This window comes from Nibribacter koreensis (assembly GCF_039541795.1).
Lineage (GTDB): Bacteria > Bacteroidota > Bacteroidia > Cytophagales > Hymenobacteraceae > Nibribacter > Nibribacter koreensis.
On the sequence record NZ_BAABGX010000003.1, the window covers coordinates 198,642 to 219,820 of the forward strand.

General features: G+C 48.6%; 10 protein-coding genes. 7 read left to right on the top strand and 3 right to left on the bottom strand.

From position 1 onward, the window contains the following. Positions 1 to 722 precede the first annotated feature (722 nt). The 5 genes from ABD880_RS16340 to ABD880_RS16360 all read left to right on the top strand — a co-directional run bounded on the left by ABD880_RS16340 (position 723) and on the right by ABD880_RS16360 (position 14,077). Positions 723 to 2,807, top strand: coding sequence for a T9SS type A sorting domain-containing protein (locus ABD880_RS16340; protein ID WP_345168482.1), 2,085 nt, complete (start codon positions 723 to 725; stop codon positions 2,805 to 2,807). Positions 2,808 to 4,438: 1,631 nt separating this feature from the next. Next, entirely contained in the window at positions 4,439 to 4,570 is a 132-nt protein-coding gene (locus ABD880_RS16345) for a hypothetical protein (protein WP_345168483.1), read from the top strand. Next, positions 4,570 to 11,898, top strand: coding sequence for a LamG-like jellyroll fold domain-containing protein (locus tag ABD880_RS16350; protein WP_345168484.1), 7,329 nt, complete (start codon positions 4,570 to 4,572; stop codon positions 11,896 to 11,898). Before ABD880_RS16345 ends, ABD880_RS16350 begins: the two co-directional genes overlap by 1 nt. Before the next feature lie 2 nt (positions 11,899 to 11,900). After that, a complete protein-coding gene (locus ABD880_RS16355) occupies positions 11,901 to 12,893 on the top strand; it encodes a PorP/SprF family type IX secretion system membrane protein (RefSeq protein ID WP_345168485.1) in 993 nt (330 codons plus the stop codon). 20 nt (positions 12,894 to 12,913) lie between these two features. Then, the gene (locus ABD880_RS16360) at positions 12,914 to 14,077 is read left to right on the top strand and encodes an OmpA family protein (protein ID WP_345168486.1); all 1,164 of its coding nucleotides are present in this window, start codon (positions 12,914 to 12,916) and stop codon (positions 14,075 to 14,077) included. Between the two features lie 149 nt (positions 14,078 to 14,226). On the opposite strand, the gene ABD880_RS16365 is transcribed toward ABD880_RS16360, so the two are convergent. The 3 genes from ABD880_RS16365 to ABD880_RS16375 all read right to left on the bottom strand — a co-directional run bounded on the left by ABD880_RS16365 (position 14,227) and on the right by ABD880_RS16375 (position 19,892). Beyond that, positions 14,227 to 14,886 carry a 3-keto-disaccharide hydrolase gene (locus ABD880_RS16365; protein ID WP_345168487.1) on the bottom strand — a complete coding sequence of 220 codons (660 nt, stop codon included), beginning with the start codon at positions 14,884 to 14,886 and terminating at the stop codon, positions 14,227 to 14,229. Between the two features lie 376 nt (positions 14,887 to 15,262). Continuing rightward, positions 15,263 to 18,685 (bottom strand): amidohydrolase family protein, encoded by a 3,423-nt coding sequence (locus ABD880_RS16370; protein ID WP_345168490.1) that lies wholly within the window; start codon positions 18,683 to 18,685, stop codon positions 15,263 to 15,265. A gap of 454 nt (positions 18,686 to 19,139) precedes the next feature. Then, entirely contained in the window at positions 19,140 to 19,892 is a 753-nt protein-coding gene (locus ABD880_RS16375) for an SDR family oxidoreductase (RefSeq protein WP_345168492.1), read from the bottom strand. 150 nt (positions 19,893 to 20,042) lie between these two features. Here ABD880_RS16375 and ABD880_RS16380 point away from each other — a divergent pair, with 150 nt between their 5' ends. Together ABD880_RS16380 and ABD880_RS16385 are read left to right on the top strand one after the other, a co-directional pair. Beyond that, positions 20,043 to 20,642 carry a GNAT family N-acetyltransferase gene (locus ABD880_RS16380; protein WP_345168494.1) on the top strand — a complete coding sequence of 200 codons (600 nt, stop codon included), beginning with the start codon at positions 20,043 to 20,045 and terminating at the stop codon, positions 20,640 to 20,642. A gap of 50 nt (positions 20,643 to 20,692) precedes the next feature. Next, entirely contained in the window at positions 20,693 to 21,178 is a 486-nt protein-coding gene (locus tag ABD880_RS16385; RefSeq protein ID WP_345168496.1) for a DUF4112 domain-containing protein, read from the top strand. Position 21,179: the final 1 nt, after the last annotated feature.

Sequence of the window (21,179 nt, forward strand, 5' to 3'; positions counted from 1 at the left end):
TCACTAAAAATGAAGCCTGATTATCTAATTGGTAGTCAGGCTTTTTTTTGATGAATTTTTAGTCGCCTTTCCGCCTTTCTAGTTCTTTTGGGATACCCCTTTGTCTAGCAGGGTTTAATACATTCATTAATTTCCGGGTTTTGGATTGGTAGCACATATATGCGTGAGAAGCTACTAGATAATTGCCTGCGCATTGTAATGTACATATCGTTTGAATTCTGCCTTGTCTTCAGCCCTTTTCCTGTTATTGTCCTAAGCAATTCGGCTCTTTTTGTGAACTTCTCTCTGTTAAGCCGAAACTCAATATATATGGGCAATGGTATGGAATAATATGTAAAACTTGTTAAAATGCAATAGTTAAAATGCGTCTTTTAGTACAAAAGTGTGTGTTATGAGAGTAAAATAGGGTAAAAATTGAACATTTCAAATAAGGTAATTGTAGTTTTGAGATAAAGTGCAAAAATCTTGAAACCGGGCGTAGGAAAGGTCGTTAAAGAGGTATGTAAGCTGAAATATAATAAAACACAGCAATATAACCTTCAAAACACTGTATATATGAAAATAATTGTACTTCCTATCCAGATTCAGTCAGCAATAGCAGACCTTACTTACCATATCTTCCTGAACTAAGGTAAGCTTTCTCCCCGACTCTCTTCCCCAAGAGAACCCGAATACCTAGCAAAGTACCCTCAAATTTCCTTTTTCCTATAAATCCTATTACTATGAAAAGATTCATACTTTCATGGGCTAGCATCCTAATGTTCATACTTTTCGGATTCACGCAACAAGCCCAAGCACAATGCACTGCTTCTGATGAGTGCTTTGATTTTACCTTCATGGGCGCTGAGCCAATTGAAAACGACTTTGTTCGTCTTTCATTCAAAGTAAAAACAAACTGCTCTAATGACTTAAGCAACGTTGCCTTTGAATTGCCAACCGGCGCGGGCGTTACGTCATCAGCAGTGGCCTACTCTTCAGCCAAATACAAATACACGGTTGAGAACGGCACCAACAACCCATTCTACTCTATCAAGTTTGAGGGCGTAGGTATTAACGGTTACAAAAACGGTGCAGAAGACATCTTCACCTATGACCTTAGCGCCTATGAGTACTCTACCATGAAGACCTTGAAAGTGTCTGCCAAGGCGGCCACTACCACTGGTACTGTCATGTTTGATCTTTCTAAATGCGCTCCGGTAACTGGCGGCACTAACGGTGGTGGTACCACTGGCGGCGGAAACAATGGCAATGATGCTTCTGGCAAATGTGCTACTTCACAGCCATCTCCTATCACTGGCCCTTATGATCCATGCCCAGGTGATATTGTAACCTATTGCATTGCCGCAGACGCTAACTACACTTCTTATGTATGGGACGTTCCAAGAGCACACGCCGGTGAAGAACCAACTGGTTGGGTGATCATCTCTGGTCAAGGCACTAACTGCGTGACGGTAAAAGTAGGTGAGAAACCAGGTACCATGAAAGTGAAAGTGACGCACAAAGAGTGTGGCACTAAAGTAAGAACCAAGCCAGTGCACCCAGGGCGCAACGCCAATGTAGACATTGCAGGCCCCGCTCAGTATTGCCCGGGTGAGCGTTTAACCTACACCGCAACCATTGACAAGCAAGGTAACGGCAACGGTGGTGCTAACCCTAAGTTCTTCAACATTACCTGGACAGTGCCTGCCGGATGGGAGATCGTATCTGGACAAGGAACAGAGAAAATAGTAGTAGTTGCAGGAGTTTTGCCAGGTGCCATCTCTGTGAATGCTGAGTACAACAAGCCAGGAAACGGCAACGGTAACAATGGCAACGGAAACAACACAGATGGTAACCCTAACAACGGAAACGGCAACACCGGCAACAACCAGTCACAGAAAACCTACTGCGGTAAAGCTACAGACACCCTGCCAGTTACTCCTAAGCCAGAATGCGGCGGCGGGCCATGTGTAGAGCCAACTGTTGCCATCACTGCTCCAGACACGGTTTGTAACTTGTCAGATGAGTTCTACACCTTTAGCGTAGCAGAAGTACAAGAAGGCGTTACTTACTCATTCACTTTGCCAGAAGGCTTCATCGTGATTGAAGAAACCAACGGATCTGTAACCGTAGCCGCCATCTTTGAAGAAGATCAGTTAGGTCAGCCACAAACTATCACCGTGACGGCCACCAATGACTGCGGAACTGCCACTGCCACTGCCCAGGTGATCGTCTCTGAGTGTGAGCCAGGTGAGGCCTTGCCAGTAACCTTGACCAAGTTTGACGGTGTGTCTAGAAACGGAGCCATTGAGCTAAGCTGGGCCACTGCCACAGAGATTAACAATGACAGATTTGAGATTGAGCGTAGCACCAACGGTAAGGACTTTGTGAAGATTGGCGAAGTAAAAGGATCTGGTAACAGCAGCATCTTGAGAGACTACACCTTCACAGACCGTCAAGCCCCTAAAGGCACCGTGTACTACCGCTTGAACCAAGTAGACATTGACACCAAGAATGAGTACTCTAAAGTGATTGCAGTACAACACAGCATCAAAGGCGCTGGCAACGGATTGAGAGTCACCTTGTATCCTAACCCAGTGAGCAACGGCAACCTGAACATCAGATTTGACGAGATGCCACAAGGTGCCGGTGACGTAGCCTTCCAGTTGCTTGACATGAGCGGAAGAGTATTGCACACTAGAACCCTGAACGGTAACAGCGCCGAAGCCGCCGTAGCTCTACAGTCACTAGGCTTGAAACAAGGTGTCTACATGGTGTCCATCACCGTGGCTGGACAGAAAACAGTACAGAGAATAGTAGTACAATAAGGAAAGGAATTACAATAGGATGCTTTTGGAAAGGCAGCGGCTCAAGGCCGCTGCTTTTTTTATGCCCGTATGGTAGACAATCATCTAAGTACCCAGGCTAACCTAAAGTTATTGATATGTGTTTAACCAATAAGGTTTTTTAAGTATTAGGGATAGTGCCGTTTTTAGCCTTGTTTCTGGTAAATAGGCAAAAAACGAGGTGGGTAGGGCAGGGTTAATTCTTGGTTCTGGGAGTGTAATTTGAATCAAAAAGATAACACACCAAATAAGGTTGCCTTCTAATCGTCTTTGCAATTAGAGATGGATGCCTGTATGTAATTAAACGCTTGTAATCCCTAAGGCTAAGACGTTCAGTTGTTATTTATTTGGATAGGTTTTCTCTAGCTAATAGTATGCTTCTAGTATAAGCTTAGAAGGTTAGTTAAATAATATTGGTCTTACCTGATGATGGCTAAACCTGTGCAGAGGCCATTGATTGTGTGGCAGAATAAAAGATTGTCGCCACCTCGATTATCTGTCATTGCCAGAGCAGTTCTTCCTATTGTTCTAGCTTTAACAAAACTTAACCTTGTAAAAGGGCATTTTTTGTTAATTCTAAACAAGAATCCGTATTTCTCCTTGTCAAAAAAAGTGCTTATACATCCTAAAAAGCTCGTTTTTTGGCTTTATTAAATTTTAAATTGACTTTTTGTGATAAAATTATTGGAGGCCTTACGTTAAATACTGATAAAGGTTTCTACATTTGTCCTGTCTTTCAAAAAAAATTAAGCTGCAAAAGCATCTTTCTCCCCACTAGATGTTCTGGTATCCTTTAGCTATCCCCCTGGCTTTTCATATACCACAGTAAGAATACCCCCTTTAGAAGTAACAGTTTGGCTTAGAATAAGCCTTTAGAATCCGCTTTAAACCAAAAGCTTTAGGGCTTTCCTTATGAATAGTAAAACAGATAGTCTACAAAGGCTATCAAGCTTATCCTGTTATACCCTTGGTATTGATAGGGTGCATTGGTCAGGCATACAGTAGAACCATCATTCTATCCCCTTTACGGCTTCAGAATGATGGTTCTACTGTATGCTTTTAGATTGTTATCAATAATTCGCTCACTCATACTATCTACTACTTAACCCTTTATATGAAGCAATTCTACTCACCGCCACCCAAGCTAAGGTGGAAAACACAAGACTTTAAAAAGTCAAAAGTCAAAACGCTCTTTTCCTGGATGGCTGCTCTCTTGATGCTGGCTGTTCCTTTTGTTGGAACGGCGCAGACTACTACATTTAACTATACCGGAAATGTGCAGACCTATACAGTCCCTGCTGGGGTAACTAAAATCTCAATTCAAGGTTTTGGTGCTCAAGGTGGCGGAAATGCGGGCGGAAAGGGGGCAAGTATCAAGGGAGACTTTGATGTAACACCTGGAGAAGTTATTCGAATCCTAATAGGTGGACAAGGTGGAGTCTCATCTCAAGGTGTTAATTATTGCGCTGGAGGTGGAGGTGGCACTTATATTTATAGAAATAGTGCAGATGCTTTACCATTGGTTGTTGCCGCCGGTGGAGGTGGCCAATCTGAATACACATATAGCGTAGCGGCGGCTGGTGGTGTAGGCTCTGCGACTAATGTATCTACAAATGGAAATTCAATTCCAGGTAATGCAACAGGGGGAATTAATGGAAATGGTGGAAATGGTGGCGCAAATGTTGGAATGTATTCAACTGGCGGTGGTGGTGCAGGATGGATTACAAGTGGTAGCAATGGCTTAATGCTAAGAAACCCCGCAGGAATTGGGGGGAAATCACCTCGTGATGGGGGAGCTGGAGGTACTTATTCGCATCCATATTTTACTGGAGCTAATGGAGGATATGGTGGTGGAGGCAGTGGGTCAGACAATACAGGAGCTGGCGGCGGCGGCGGCGGCTTCAATGGCGGCGGCGGCGGCAACAACTACCTTGGAGGTGGTCAATGGGGTTCAGGGGGAGGAGGAGGCTCTTTTAATGCAGGAGCTAATCCAAATAATGTAGCAGGAACAAACACAGGTAATGGCAAAGCAATTATTACAGTTCTTGTTACCCCAGCAACAGCCCTAAACTTTGACGGTGTTGATGACATCGTGGATTTAGGAAATGTTCACAATAGCTTAGAGTCACTTACTATAAGTGCCTGGATTTATAGGACTGCAAACAACGGGTTTGGCTATGATGAGATTTGGGCTAAGGATAATATCAGCTCTTTGTCCATCAACAACACCAACAACAAGTTGCACGTCAACTTCGGGAATGGTACCACTTGGGGCAATGCCACTGAGTCTGCGCAGACCATTCCACTTAATGAATGGGTGTTTGTAGCGGCTACTCGTGACTTTACTACCGGTTCTGTTAAAATCTATATAAATGGCGCACCAGATGGTAGCGGCTCCAATAATTTAACCGGATTCAACCTGTCATCCAGGGGCATTGGGTATAAGCCAGGAGTTCCTCTGCAAAACGGAATTTTTGCGGGTTCTATTGATGAGGTAAGACTATGGAACCGGGTACTTTGCGAAGGAGAACTAAAGAACAGCATGAATGCTGAGTTAACCCTTCCGCAAACTGGTTTGGTTTCTTACTACAAGTTTAACCACGGCAATGTTGGAGAAAATAACGCCGGTGTTATTACCTTAAGCGATCTAGTAGGTGTTGATCACGGTACTTTGACCAACTTCGCTCTTACAGGAGCTTCTTCTAACTGGGTAGCTGGCAAGGTAACGGGCACTGCCCTAGCGTTTGTGGCTCCAACCGTATCTTTCACAACTTCTAATCCGCTTATCCAGTGCAGTGGCGGTTCTGTAATCTTTACTGCTGCATCGGCGGCTGGTAGCACGTATCAATGGACAAAAGATGGTGCTCCTATTAATGGCGCAACAAACAACACTTATACTGCTACAACATCAGGAAGCTACAACGTAATAGTAACCAATACAGGCTGTACGGCTACGGCTACGGCTCAAAATGTAGTGATTGAAGACGTAACTAGTCCGGTGGTTCCTGTTCTGGCAGATGTGACCGGTCAGTGTTCTGCCACCGTGACGGCCCCTACTACTACAGACAATTGTGCTGGCACTATCACAGGTACTACTTCAAGTCCTTTAACCTATAACACGCAGGGCGAATACACCATTACTTGGTCTTTCAATGACGGGAATGGGAATGTGTCTACGGCGCAGCAGAAAGTGATAGTTAAAGACACGCAAAAACCAGGAGCAGTTGCCTTTGCGGCGCCTGCCAACCTTTTGAGCAATGTCTCTGAAGCATCTAACTTCAATCTTGCCTATACGCTCAACATCCCTGATAGAGCTGACTTCAACAGCCCAAGCGATATTCTCTATGCGGTGAATAATGCGGCGGCCTTGCAAGGGAAAACCATTACCCGTATTGCCTACGCTTTAGAGCTGGACAATAAATGGGTGTGGGTATCTATGGATGCCTTCAGCCAGAATGTTTCCCAGTTAGGAGTACCTACAGGAGCCACAGGCTTCCAGCAGAAAGTGAACAACCTAAATGTGTTTGCTAGTTCTAACGCGGGCGTGACTACCGGCACCGGTATCACCACCGGTAACATTGAGATTTGGTCTAACTGTTATGGTACAGGAAATGCTACTGCCTTGCCTGGTGCCAATGCGGGGATTTATGATTTTGATGACTCAAGAGATGGCGCTAACTGTTACGGGTCTTTTCAGGTTCATAATTATGGAGCGCAGCAGACGCTTCTTGCTTATAATAGATTTTCTGAAAACATTAATAATATTTCAGATTTAGGTATTGGTAATCAAGGAAGTGGCCATACAGATTGGACTTTTGTTAGCAATGCCAATTCGTTCACAACCAAAAAACTGCATGTATTTGTACAAACAGATGGTGGTCTTTTTGCTAAGAATGCCACGGTCTTCTTAGATGCCAATGGTACAGCCACCATCACGGCGGCAGATGTAAATGCAGGTGTAACGGATAATTGCGGCATTGCCTCGGTTACCGTTGACAAAACTAGTTTCACGGCTGCTAACTTGGGTGCAAATACTGTAACGCTTACGGCCACAGATGTAAACGGAAACGTGAATACTGCAACGGCTACGGTAACGGTAGTAGATAATACCAACCCGGTATTCACCTCTACGCAAGCCAATGAGATTGTAGCGTTAGATGCTATAACAGGTACAGCCTCTTTAAAAGATTACGCAACCCTGGCCACTGCTACAGATAATTCTGGTACGGTAACTATCACGCAGGCACCAGCAGCAGGCACTGCCCTTGCTAAGAACGTGCCTGTTACGGTCACCTTGACGGCAATTGATGCTTCGGGTAACAAGGTTACTCAGATTTTTACGGTAACAGCTACAGACCAAACAGCACCAGTGCCTAATGTAAAACCATTGGCAACTGTCACTGGGGAATGTGCTGCCACGGTAACGGCTCCAACAGCCACAGACAACACGGCAGGAACGGTGACTGGCACAACCACAGACCCGGTAACTTATACAGCCCAGGGAAATTACACTATCACCTGGAAGTATGATGACGGCAGCGGAAACGTTGCAACCCAAACCCAGACAGTGGTGGTGAAAGACGTAACCGCGCCGGTATTTGCGGCAGTTGCTTCTATCACTAAGACCAATGATGTAGATAAGTGCGGGGCTATTGTAAATTTCACGGTAGGTGGTAATAACGCCCTTACAGAAGCAGTGGCAACATTTAATTTACAAGGTGGAATAGGATCAACAAAAATAAATATTGCTTACAATCCTCTTAAAGGCTTGTACTATTTATCAAGAGGTGGAAGCTCAAGCTTGCCTTTAGAGACGTTTAACTCTGATGGGCAATTAGTTTTTACAACTAATAACTCAGGCCATGATTGGAGAGGAATGTGGTGGAATCCAATTGATAATCAATTAGAAGGTAATCCATGCGCCACATGTCAAGCAAATGGAATCCGTAAACAACATCTTGATATAAATGGGTATGCTTTAGGAACAGGTACTCAGATTCTTCCCATTGGACAACCTGAATTCCAATCAAAAGGCGATTTTGATTACAACTCAGATGAGATACTATACTATTACCAAGGGAAAATTCATAGGTATTCTCATGTGGATGGGCTAGCAATCGGTACTATAAACATTACCGGTTTACCTGTAAGTATTAGCAACATAAATTCCAGCTTCATAGGTTATACAGGTGTGCCTGGTAAGGAAGTGATCATTTATGATGAAAGCTTAGAGGCGGTATACTTCATAAATAAGGCTACAGGTGCTTATTCTGGTACCTGTAAAATGCCGTCTGATGTGGCCGCAATTAATCCAAGCTGGGGAATTGGATATACAAATGGTCAACTATTTATTAATAATGGTAATGGTGGAACTACGTTTGGATATAAAATAGTAACTACTGGTACCGATGTGTCAGACAACTGCACCGGTCCTCTCACCATCACTCAAACGGCTGGCCTTGCCTCTGGTTCCTTGTTCCCAGTAGGTACAACCACTAACACGTTTGAGGCAAAAGACGCAGCGGGTAATGTAACTACCACTAGTTTTAATGTAACTGTTTCGGATACTCAAAAGCCAACTGTCCTTACTCAGAACATTACGGTTCAGTTAGATGCCAACGGTACGGTAGTTATCACGCCGGGCCAAATCAACAACGGCTCAACAGACAACTGCTCTATTCCAGCCAATGGCTACAGCTTAGACAAAACCAGCTTTGACTGTACCAACGTGGGTGTCAACACGGTTACGTTAACCGTATCAGACGTGAACGGCAACACGCAAACTAAGACTGCTACAGTAACGGTTGAGGACAAAAATCTTCCGGTCGCCAAGGCCAAAAACATTGCGGTTCAGCTGAATGCGAGTGGGGTGGCAACGGTCACGCCAGCCATGATAGACAATGGCTCTGCAGACCAATGTGGTGCTGTAACTCTAACGCTTTCCAAAACCAGTTTTGACTGTAGCAACCTTGGGGAGAACACAGTAGTGTTAACAGCCACAGACAACAGTGGCAACACGCATACGGCAACCGCCGTGGTGACAGTACAAGACGTAATAGCCCCAGTGGCCATTGCCAAGAACATCATCGTGCAACTAGACGCCACTGGTAAAGTATCTGTTACCGCCGCCCAGGTGAACAACAGCTCTACAGATAACTGCGGGGTTGAATTGATGACACTGTCTAAAACAGCCTTTGACTGCGGTAACATAGGACCAAACACGGTTACCTTAACGGTAGCAGACAAGAGTGGCAACACGCACTCAGTGGACGCTACGGTGACGGTAGAAGACAGAATTGCTCCGGTGGTACTTGTTAAAAACATCACTGCGCAATTAGACGCTGCTGGTAAAGTGATAATTACGGCAAATGACGTGGACAATGGCAGTGCAGACGCCTGTGGTATTGCGTCCATGACTTTGTCTAAAACTACTTTTGACTGCAGCAATGTAGGAGCAAATGCAGTAACACTAACGCTGACAGATGTAAACAACAACGTCTCTACTGCTACGGTGACAGTGACCATTCAAGACAATGTGGCTCCAGTGGCCATTGCTAAGAATATCACGGTTCCATTAGGGGTTAACGGTACTGTATCTATCACTGCGGCAGATGTCAACAATGGTAGTTCAGACGCGTGCGGTATTGCTTCTATAGCTGTTTCTAAGACTAGCTTTGACTGTACTACCACCGGTCCTAACACGGTAACCTTGACGGTGACAGACGTGAACGGAAATGTTTCTACGGCAGAAGCAGTAGTGACGGTAGTAGAAGAGATAGCGCCAGTAGCTATTGCCAAAAACCTTACGGTAGAACTAGACGCCAACGGCGAAGCCACGGTGACGGCAGCGCAGGTAAACAACGCTTCTACAGACAACTGCGGAATTGGTGCCCTGGCATTATCTAAGACTACCTTCAATTGCAGCAATGTAGGCGAGAACACAGTAACTCTCACGGTAACAGATAAGAGCGGTAACACCAACGCAACTACTGCCATCATTACAGTGGTTGATAAGTTGGCGCCTGTTGTGCTAACGCAGAACTTAACGGTACAGCTAGATGCCACAGGTAAGGCTACCATCACGGCTGCTCAGGTGAACAATGGTTCCAAAGACAACTGTGACGTGGCATCGTTAACGCTAGACAAAAACGAGTTTACGTGTGAGAATGTAGGTGCCAATACGGTTACTTTGACAGTGATAGATGTGCACGGGAATGTAGCTTCTGGTACCGCCACCATCACGGTAGAAGACAAAGTAGCGCCAGTGGTTATTGCCAAAAACATCACTGCGCAATTAGGAGCCAATGGAACTGTTACCATAACGGCTGCTCAGGTAGACAATGGTAGCACAGATGCGTGCGGCATTGCTTCTATGACGCTTTCTAAAACCGTGTTTGATTGCTCTAATCTTGGTGAGAACACAGTAACCCTTCTGGTAACAGATAAGAATGGCAACGTGTCCTCTGTAGAGGCGGTGATTACCATTGAAGACAAGGTAGCACCAGTGGCTATTGCCAAGAACATCACCGTGCAACTAGACGCTACGGGTAATGTCACCATTACACCAGCACAAGTAGACGGAGGTTCTTCAGATAATTGCTCTATTGCTTCTATCACCCTTGATAAAACTGCTTTCAACTGCGCTACCATAGGTGCAAATGAGGTAGTCCTTACAGTGACAGACCAAAGCGGGAACACACACGCTGCCACTGCCACCGTTACGGTAGAAGACAAGATTGCTCCTGTCATCCTAGCTCAGAACATCACGGTTCAGCTAAATGCCAGCGGCACTGCCACTATCACAGCGGCACAAATCAACAACGGCACTACAGACAACTGCTCTATTCCAGCTGGTGGTTATAGCCTAAGTAAAACAAGCTTTGACTGTACCAACGTAGGTGCCAATACTGTCACCTTAACCGTGACAGACGTCAATGGCAACTCAGCTAGCGCCGTAGTGACGGTAACGGTAGAGGACAAGATCAACCCAACCATCACAGCTCCGGCCAATGTGACGGTGAACGTTGACCCTGGCAAAACCACTGCCTCTAACGTAGCCTTGGGTACCCCGGTAACGGCAGACAACTGTTCAGTTTCAACGGCCACCAACAACGGTCTGGTAGAATACCCAACAGGTGTAACTACCGTCATCTGGACCGTAACTGATGCGTCTGGCAACACGGCCACTGCTACGCAAACCGTGACCGTTAGACCAAATGCAGTGTCTGTGGCAACGCCAGCCATGATAGAGGTGAAGATAAGAACCACCTTCGCGCAGGTTCCTAAACCAGCTACCGTAGCGGTGACCTTCACAGATGGTAACACAGCGCAGGTGCCTGTGGTATGGCAGCAAGGTAGCTATGACGGTACCGTTGCAGGAGACTATGAGTTGACCGGTACCTTAACTATGCCGGCAGATAAGTCTAATGTAAACAATGTAGTAGCTAAAATGACAGTACGTGTGCTGCCAAACCAAGCGCCTACCAACATTCTGTTAAGCAAAAACACCTTCCAGCCTAACATCACCCCAGAGCAGGCCATTGGTACGTTGACGGCAGTAGATGTGGATGACCCAATTGACAACAATCCAGACAATCAGCATGAGTATTTCTTGGTCAATGGTCAAGGTGCTGCAGACAACGGCTTGTTTGAGATAAGAGGCGACAAGTTGTACCTCAAGTCCAACAAAGGTCTTTCTGGTAGAACCACCTTTACGGTGAGAGTGATGACGGTAGATCCTTATGCCAATTCATTTGAGAAATCCTTCACGCTCACCAAAGAGGCCTACAGCAAAGAAACTGTAGACTTGAAACTGGTGAACGCCTTCTCTCCAAACGGTGACGGCGTGAATGATACCTGGACAGTACCTGAGCTTAAGTTCTACAACAGCGTGGAAGTACAGGTGTTTGACCGTTCGGGCGTGCGTTTGTTCCACACCACCAACCCAGAAGAAGGTTGGAACGGGCGTGACACCAACGGCAATGTATTGGTAGGTCCTTACCTCTACATCATCCACATCAAGGATATCAACTTTGTGAAGAGAGGAACTGTGACCATCCTTAAGAAACAATAACGATGAAAAAGTTAACCATATCCCTATGTTTCCTGCTTTCCGCTCTGGGCGCTTCTGCCCAGAGCCGGAAGCACATTGCCAACTTCTCCTTGTTTCAGCAGTACTTCAACCCGGCCTTGACCGGGTATGAAGGCTCCATGGTTAAGACTTATTACCGCGACCAGTGGACTGGCTTTGAGGATGCCCCGCGCACCATCTTTGCCTCTGTTGAACTAGATGCGGCAGACATCACCGCCTGGAGAAGGTCTGATGTCATGAAAACCCGGAACCCAGATTACTACAACCGCCAGGCCGGTGCCAAGCATGCCTATGGCTTGTCTGTATTGCACGACTCTTTCGGTCCTTTTGTAGAAACCCAGGTCAACCTAAGCTACGGCTCCCGCATCCGGTTATCTGAGAAGATGAGCATGCGGGCCGGGGTGGCCATGACCTATGGCATTCAACGGTTAAACGGTAACAAACTGGTCATAGACCAAGACGGCGACCAGGAGTACCTGGACTATCTAGGCAAGGAAAACCGCGCCAACAAGCTAGACGTGAACTTGGGCGTCATGCTAACCGGGCAGGATGCCTACCTGGGCTATGCCTTGCAGGACATCGCCAAAGGCGAAGTTTCTTCTGGTGATGAGTTTATGGAAGGCACCTATGCCATGCAACACGTAGTGCAGGCGGGTTACCGCACGGCCGTGTCTGAGCATATTGGTTTTGTGGCCAACGGTATCTTCAGATATGACAGCTTCCAGAAAGAAACCACTGAGGTGCAGGCGAAGGCCGTGTTTCAGAACGTGTTCTGGGCAGGCGGCGGCTACCGCCATAACCTGGCCTACACCGTGAATGCTGGCGTGCGCTTAAACCAGTTCAAGGTAGGGTATGTGTTGGAGATGCCTACCGGCGACGCCCAGCACATAGGCAAGAACACCAGCGAGTTCATGGTTACTTATAACCTCTTCCCTGTCAAGTACCCTAAGCTGGGTAAAAAAGTAACCATGTGGTAATCTGAGTTTAGCTAGACATAATGAAAAGAATCTTTTATACAATTGCTATACTACTGTCCTCCTGGACAGTGACCAACGCTCAGACGGCCGTCCGTGAAACCAAAGACAACCTGGCAGATTTTTCTCTTATTGGAGGAGACCTGCTGGTGTACACCATCAAAGAAAACAACGGCCAGTTTCTCTACATAGAAAAGCGCGGCGACCAAGCTTCTTACCATAAAGAAGTTTCTTTGAACGGAGGAGCGGTAAACGCACTTATTGGCTCTAATGCGGCTGGGGATGAACTCTACGTCTATCAGAAGGTAGACCGTAAGCAAGAGCGGATTGCCATCTACCGTTGGGACGGGACCAGTTTCCAGAAAACGGGAGAGAAGCCTTTTCCTAAGTTCAGAAACCACTCCTATAACATGGGGGCTCACCTTTCACCAGACCAGAACACGCTCATCATCACCGCCGGTTTAAGAAAGACCAAAGGCTATGATGATCTGTACCTGAGCAAGTGGGAGAAGGGCAAATGGTCCAAACCTGTCAACTTTGACAAGCCTGTGAACACCCGCGAGTCTGAGTTTGCACCTTTTGTGGTGAATGACTCCTTGTTTTTTACGCAAAAAAGCGGTGACAACGGGTACGTCTTCTCAGTGCCCATGAGTGCCTCAATGCCCAATGGAGCGCCTACCAAGGTAAGAAGCCTCATCAACAAGGAGAACGCGTTCAACGCAGGCTACAAGCGCATAGGCGAAAAGCAGCTATGGATAACCCGCACGCCAGACGGTGTGCATACGGCCTATATCCTGGAGCCGGCACCCATCATTGTGCCGCCGGTGGTTGAGCCTACGCCAGAAGTAGTAGCCGCGCCAACCCCTCAGCCCGAGGCACCCGTAGCAAAAGAGATGGCAGTGAACTATGGCCTGAATGAAGTGTTCATGACCTCGGCAGATGCCGCTTCTCTGGATGCGTTCTTAGCCCTGCAGCCAACCGGTGCCACCATCTGGGTGAAAGGCTATTCAGATAGCATTGGACCAGACAAAGCCAAGAAGAGCGTAGCCAGAAAACGCGCCGAATTCCTGAAAAAGTACATAGAAAGATACCACGCTGACCGTAGCTTCAAGGTAGAAACCTCAAGCGATGTTTTAGGCACCGCAGGCCGTGACTCACGTCGGGTTGAAATACACAAGCACGACTAAATGGTGACTTAGTAACCACAAAAAAAGCCCTCTGTGCATGCAGAGGGCTTTTTTTATGATACCTATTCCGTCTTCAGGAAATTTAGGGTACAGAGAAAGGCCGTTTTTAACCTATTTTCTTGAAAACAAGCCAAAAACGGTAGAATGACCTACAAGCGCTTGATTAGAATATTGCGGTACCAAACATCATCGCCGTGGTCTTGCAGGGCAATCTTCCCAGACTGGAACATCCCAAAACCAGGCATCTGCGCAAACTTGCTTTTACTTATTAGGGATTTCCATTCATCGTTCCAAAGAGTAGTGGACAGCACCTGCGTCCCGTTCAACTTCACTGTCAACTGGTTATTATGGCTGATAATCTCCACTTGGTTCCACTGTCCGGCGGGCTTCACCGTCTCTGGGGTGCTGGCAATAAGGTCATACAAGTCTCCGGCGCGGTGCTTTTGTATTCTAGCGTCTGGGTGCCCGGCATTGTCCAGCACCTGAACCTCTGGACCGGTATGCCACGCATAGGGATATTTAGCTGGGTCTTCCTGCACAAAGAGAATGATACCGCTGTTCCCGGTAGGGGCAATCTTCCATTCTAGCTTTAGGTGGAAGTTGTCAAAGCTTTGGTCTGTGACAATGTCTCCGCCTTCAGCGGTCTGCCAATCCTTTTTGGCAGAAGCGTCTAAATGGAGAGCGTTGTCCTCTACCGTCCAGGCTTTGCCAATGGTTTGCTTGCCGTACGTATGCCAGCCACTAGTGGTCTTGCCGTCAAACAACGATTGCCACTCGCCTTTACTGCTGGAATCAATTGATTTTGCCATGGAAGAATCTTGGTAGGTGGATTTACAGGAAAGTAACACCGCCAAAGGAAATAGCAGCAAACTGTTCTTTGATATCATAGCTTTCAGGTTTGAACCAAGGGGAATAAGGAGACCGTTTTTAGCCTGTTTTCCTGAAACTAGCCTAAAATCAATGGAAGGTCAAATCTCCTGTTGATAAAATTCCTTCGGAAGGACCAAGCTGGAAATTCAGAGGGGAGTAAATGTGTCAAGTAAAACCAAGTTGCTTTCCCTGTAGAATTTTAAACTTTCGCTCAGACTAAAATCCGTTTTTGGCTTGGTTTCCAGAAAACAGCCTAAAAACGAAAAGGCCTCACCTGTTTCCAGATGAGGCCTTTTCTAATGCAACTAATTCAACTTATTTCTGAACGCCAGGTACGCCAACGGGTAGCGCGCTGTGCCAGTCAAAGTCCGGAGCCTTCTTCTTGGTTGGGGCTAGCTCATCCAAGGTGTTGGCATCATACAGACGGCCGTTGCGCATCACGTACTGCACCGTGTTGGTGTTTCTAATGTTCTCCAATGGGTTCTGGTCCAAGATCACCAGGTCGGCTAGTTTGCCGTTTTGGATAGAGCCTAGGTCGCCTTCCAAGCCCAGAGACTTAGCGCCTAAGATGGTGGCGGTTTTCAAGGCGTCCAGGTTGCTCATGCCACCCGACTGCATAGACCATAGCTCCCAGTGGTAGCCCAAGCCTTGCAACTGACCGTGCGAGCCAACGCCAGCCAAACCACCGGCTTTCACCAGGTTGTTCACAAACTGCGCGTGGCGGTCAAAGATGTGCTCTTCTTTCATGAACCATCCGGCGCGGCGTCTGATCTTCTCATCCAATTCCACTTTAGGCGTGAAGTAGTTGAGTTTTTTATCGCCGGCCACATCTTCGGTGGCATAGTAATAGTTCTCGGCCCAAGGCCCGCCATAAGACACCAACAAGGTAGGCGTGTAGGCAATCTGCGACTGAGACACAAAGTCAATCACGTCTTTGTACAGCGGGTAGATGGGGTAGGAGTGCTCATGGCCCGGGTAGCCGTCCAGAATCTCGGTTAGGTTGCTCTTGAAATCAAGGCCGCCTTCGGTAGTAGGCATCAGGCCTTGTTCTTTGGCAGCCATAATCACCCATTGACGGTGCTGGCGGTTACCCACCATGTACATCTTAATGGTCTTGGTGTTGTAGTACTCAGAGTACTGCTTCAAGACGTTGCGGGTATGGTCCAGGCTCTTGAGGTTATAACCCCAATAGCCGACGCCCGGTCCGGTTGAGTACACGCGCGGCCCGATCATCTTGCCGGTCTCCACCATGTCTGAGTAGGTGAGTACGTCTGTAGTGGCAGTCTGTGGGTCGCGGGTGGTGGTTACGCCGTAGGCCAGGTTGGCAGCATATACCCACACCTGGTTGGAGTGAACGCCCCAGCGTGGCCACATGTGCGCGTGGGTGTCAATGAAGCCCGGCGTGATGGTTTTGCCTTTCACGTCTACCACGGTGGCCGACGTAGGTGCGTTCAACGTCCCCGAAGCACCCACCGCTTTAATACGGTTGTTTTCTACTAGGATGTCGCCGTTTTCAATCACCTCATCGCCGTTCATGGTAATGATGCGGGCGCCTTGCAATAAAACTACGCCTTGCGGAATGTCACGCGGCACCTCAATCGCGATGCGCATCTCTTTGGCTTTGTAGCCTTCAATCTTCACCGCTTCTTTGGCGCCGGTGCTATCCGTTTTCACGGCTACTTCTGGCTTGGCGTCTTTCTTCTTCTCTTCGGCTAGCTCCAGTTCTCTTTTCTTGGCAAAAGCCTCGTCTAAGTTATAAGCGAAGAACGCGTTGCCAATAGACCAGTACACCGATTTACCATCGGCGGACCAGCTTGGGAACTGACCGCCAATGTCGGTTAACTTCCAGCTTGGGAACTGCGAGCTGGTTACGTCTGCCACCGAGATGGTTGGCGTCTCACCCCCCACGAACGGAATGGTCACCACGTAAATCTCATTGTTAATAAGAGCCAAAGCCTTATCGCCTTTAGGGGCTTTAATCACGGTAGTAGCGGTAGAGGCCTGCATGGTAGGCTCCTTCTCGTTAACGTGGTGGTTGTGGCTCATCTCTTCCTCTAACATGTCGGCGAAAGAGCCATACGTGGTAATACCTTTCACCTTCACGTACGGCTTCTTGTCCGTGCCATCCCAACGGATGGAAATCAATCCGTCAGCAGAACTGTACAGGTAAATGCGGTCATCGCCTTGCACGAAGTGTGGGTTAGCGCCCAGGTTGGCTTTGGTCACAAACGTGCTGGTGCCGCCTTTGCTGGAAACCCAGTTGATGGTCTGGCGGGCGTCAAAAGCGCCCGGGCCCGCAGACTCACGGTAGGTTTGGGCAGAGCCTTTCACGAACACAATCTTGTCTCCCTTAGGTGACCAAACCGGCTCCTGGAAAACAGAATTCTCCACGGTCAATTTCTCTGGCTTGCCTTTGCCGGTAGCTGCTACTTTATAGATAGCGCCGCCGGTTTTCTCATGCCAGGTCACAAATGCCAGGCTCTTGCCGTCTGGTGACCAGGCGGGTTGGGCCTCTGTAAAGTCATTGGTGGTGATGCGCTTGGGCGTTCCGCTTGGGTAGTCCATCACGTACAGTCTGTCCAGGGCGGTGAAGGCCACGCGTTTACCATCCGGAGACACTGCGGCGTCCCGGATTTGCGTCACCTTCATGGTCTTGTCATCCTTGATAGGGTATTTGAACTCCAGTTTCGGGCCGATGGCGATTTTGGTGTTTACCTCAAACGGGATTTCCTTGGCCGCGCCACCATTCATAGGGATGCGATAGATTTTACCGCCGTAAGAAGCCACCAGTTCCTTGCTGTCTGGCGTGAAAGACATAGCCGGCAATACGCCTAATGGCGCCACCGACTCCTGCTCATCACGCTGTACCGGATAGGCCAGCCACTTCTCATCGCCAGATTTCAGGTTCTGGGCAATCAGGCCGGTGTGGTTGTTATAGCGCGTGCCGTACACCAGCCAGTTGCCATCCGGTGAAAGAGTAGGCGTGAAGGCAGATCCGTAGCGAGACGTTCTAGTGTCGGTTTCACCGGTTTCGCGGTCAAAGGTAGAAAGCTGGAATTGTGGCAATTGGGCGTTGTAGTTCCAGCCGCCGGTTCTCTTGGCGTACCAGATGTAACGGCTGTCCTTGCCAAACGCAGGCTCCACCGTTTTCAAGGTCTCGGGCGTTTTAATCAACTGCGTACCAGAACCACTGTCTTTGTGGTACAGGTGCAGTTTTAAGTTGCGGCGTCCCTGAGAAACTACCAGGTACTCGCCGTCTGGCGTCCACTCGGCGGCCTGGAAGTTCTCGTTTTTGCTCTTGCTGATTTGGCGGGTCTTCTTGTTGGCCAGCTCCATAACCCAGACGTTGTCAGAGCCGTCGCGGTCAGAGAGGAACACAATGGATTTGCCGTCTGGACTGAACCGCGGCTGCACGTCCAGCGCCATGCCGTCGGTCAGCTGTTCGGCCTTGCCGCCCGTGATGGGCAGCATGTACAAATCGCCCAGCATGCTGAAGATGATTTTCTGGCCGTCTGGGCTTACGTCCAGCGCCAACCAGGAACCTTCTTTGGTGTTGATGTCTAGGGTGCGGCCGGCCTCTAGCGGCAGGTCTTTTTTCTCTTCCTTTTTAGGCGCGTCTTTCTTTGCGGGCGGGGTGGTCTGCTGCGCGGAGGCCGGGTCAGAGAGCAAGCCTAGCGTGCAAAGCAGAAACACTGATTTGGTCCAGCGGCCTGGGCGGCTGGGAAATAGATGCTTCATGAAGTCAGGTTTAGTAGTGTTTGTTTGTTGTCCTGAATATAAGGAGCAAATGCCAAAATATAAATACCGCTGAGTAAGAATAAGTTAGGATAGACTCGCGAGTGGGAATTCGTTTTCGGCCTGTTTTCTGGAAACGAGGCCAAAAACAGAAAGGCACAGCAGTTGTTTCTCGCTTAGGGAAATAACTGCTGTGCCTAGTTAGTGTGGCAGATTCTGTAGAGACCAGGCATTGCCTTGTCTCCAGCGCATTGTTTTCTTCTGTGCCGATTCATCTGCTGGTGTAAACATCCCCCTACACCCCCTTCAAAGGGGGAATCTGCGTTTTGGAGAAGTCATTGGCGCAGACGCTCGCAGGTCCTGCCGGACGCTACGAGGTCTTTGGAGCAAGCGATGTTAGCGTTTTTGCCCTGATTTCCGAAAAAGAAGCCAAAAACGGGTTGTCAAAAAACAAGGCTTAAGAACCGCTGAACATGCGCTGGTTCATCTGCTCAGAGAAGGCGTCGTTTTCTTGTCTGGAGGCCAGTCTTCTTTGCTCAGAATTGCCGTAGCCTACTTCCAGTTCGCCTTGGTCCAGGCGCTGCATCACAGAGTCGGCGAAGGCGTCTACAGGCTCTCCAAACGTATGCAAGCCCACGCCACCCAAGTCGGTGTTGACGGCAGGCGGCACAATCTCCAACACTTCCACGCTGGTTTTAGAAAGCAGAAACCGCAGGGACACGGTGAAGGAATGCAAGGCCGCTTTGGTGGCGCAGTAGATGGGCGCGAAGGCGGCAGGCGTGAAGGCCAGCCCCGAGGTCACGTTGATGATGGCCGCTTTCTCCTGTTTCTTCAGATGCTCCGCGAACAGCATGCACAGGTGAATGGGCGCCTCCAGGTTAATAGCCAGTTCCTGCTGCGTCTCGGACCAGGGTTCTTGGGTGTCTACCGGGTTCACGCGGCGCTGGATGCCGGCGTTGTTGACCAGCACATTCATCTTCGGGAAGTTTTCCCTAATCCAGTTGTATAACTCTTTCCGTTCCTGTTCCTGGGCCACGTCACAGACCCGGGCGTGCAGGGTGGGGTGCTGCTGCTTGGCCTCGTGCAGTTTGTCTTCGCGGCGGCCACAGATGATGACGGTGCTGCCGGCCTGTAAAAAGCGTTCGGCAATGGCCAGGCCGATGCCCGAGGCCCCGCCAGTCACTAAAACGGTATTTCCTGCTAATTTCATGGTGTCTGTTTAGGTTAGGTAATCGCTTCTAAAACTATACTCATATTCATAGAAAAGGGCTGAGGAAAGCAGCCGTCGTTTTTGGCCTGTTTTCCGGAAATGAGGACAAAAACGAGTAAACTTGTCGCACGCTTAAATTCCAACCAAGTCATGAAACAACCTACGCCCGTCACTCTCACCGGCCAGCACGTTCTCCTCCGGCCCATGCAAGCCTCAGACATCCCAGAACTGTGCGAAGTAGGGCTGGAGCCAAGCCTCTGGGAACTGAGTTTGAGCGTCCTGCAAACCCCTGAGGACATGGCCCAGTACGTACACACGGCCTTGCAGGCGCAGGAAGCGGGCACGGCGCTGCCCTTCGTGTACGTGGACCCGAAGACGGGCGGCATCATCGGGAGCACGCGCTTCGGGAACATTGAGGTGGCCAACAAAGGCCTGGAGATTGGCTGGACCTGGCTAATACCCGCCTACCAGCGCACAGGCGTTAATACAGAGACTAAATATCTCTTGTTGTGCCATGCGTTTGAGAAGCTGGGATGTATTAGAGTCGCTTTGAAAACCGATGTTTTGAACGAGCGTTCCCGCAACGCCATGAAGCGGATTGGAGCCAAAGAGGAAGGCATTCTGCGTAACCACATGGTCACCTCCACGGGCCGCGTGCGCGACTCAGTTATGCTCAGTATTATTGATAAAGAGTGGTTAGAAGTGAAGACGCGACTGGAGCAAATGATGGCCAGATATACCGCTAAATAATCTAGCGGATGCAATTCTGCGTATGAGAGAAAAAAACCTTCCTGCACCCCATGAACACACCTCCGCAAGTACCGTTAGATGACCGCTTAAAATGGGTAGAATCTGTGGCCAGCCTACTGGACAACCAATTCAAAGTGCCGGGTACCAATTTCAGGTTCGGGGTGGACCCCATTCTCAACCTGATCCCGGTGGTGGGCAGTCTTTCTACGTTTGCCATGTCTGGGGTGATGGTTATGACCATGGCCCGACACGGCGCCAGCGGGGCCTTAGTGGTGCGCATGCTGTTCAATATTCTGCTAGATGCGGTAGTAGGTGCTATCCCGGTGCTGGGCTGGCTGTTTGACTTCGGGTTCAAGGCCAACCAGCGCAACGTAGAGATGCTCCGCCGGCATTACGTAGAGGGCAAGTACCAGGGTCGCGGCACCGGTTTTGTGGTAGGGGTGCTGTTGGTATTCCTGGTGCTCTTCGGATTGGTGCTGTACGGCATCTGGCAACTGTTCGCGTTTGGCTGGGAGTGGGTGTCTACCGCTTTCTAAT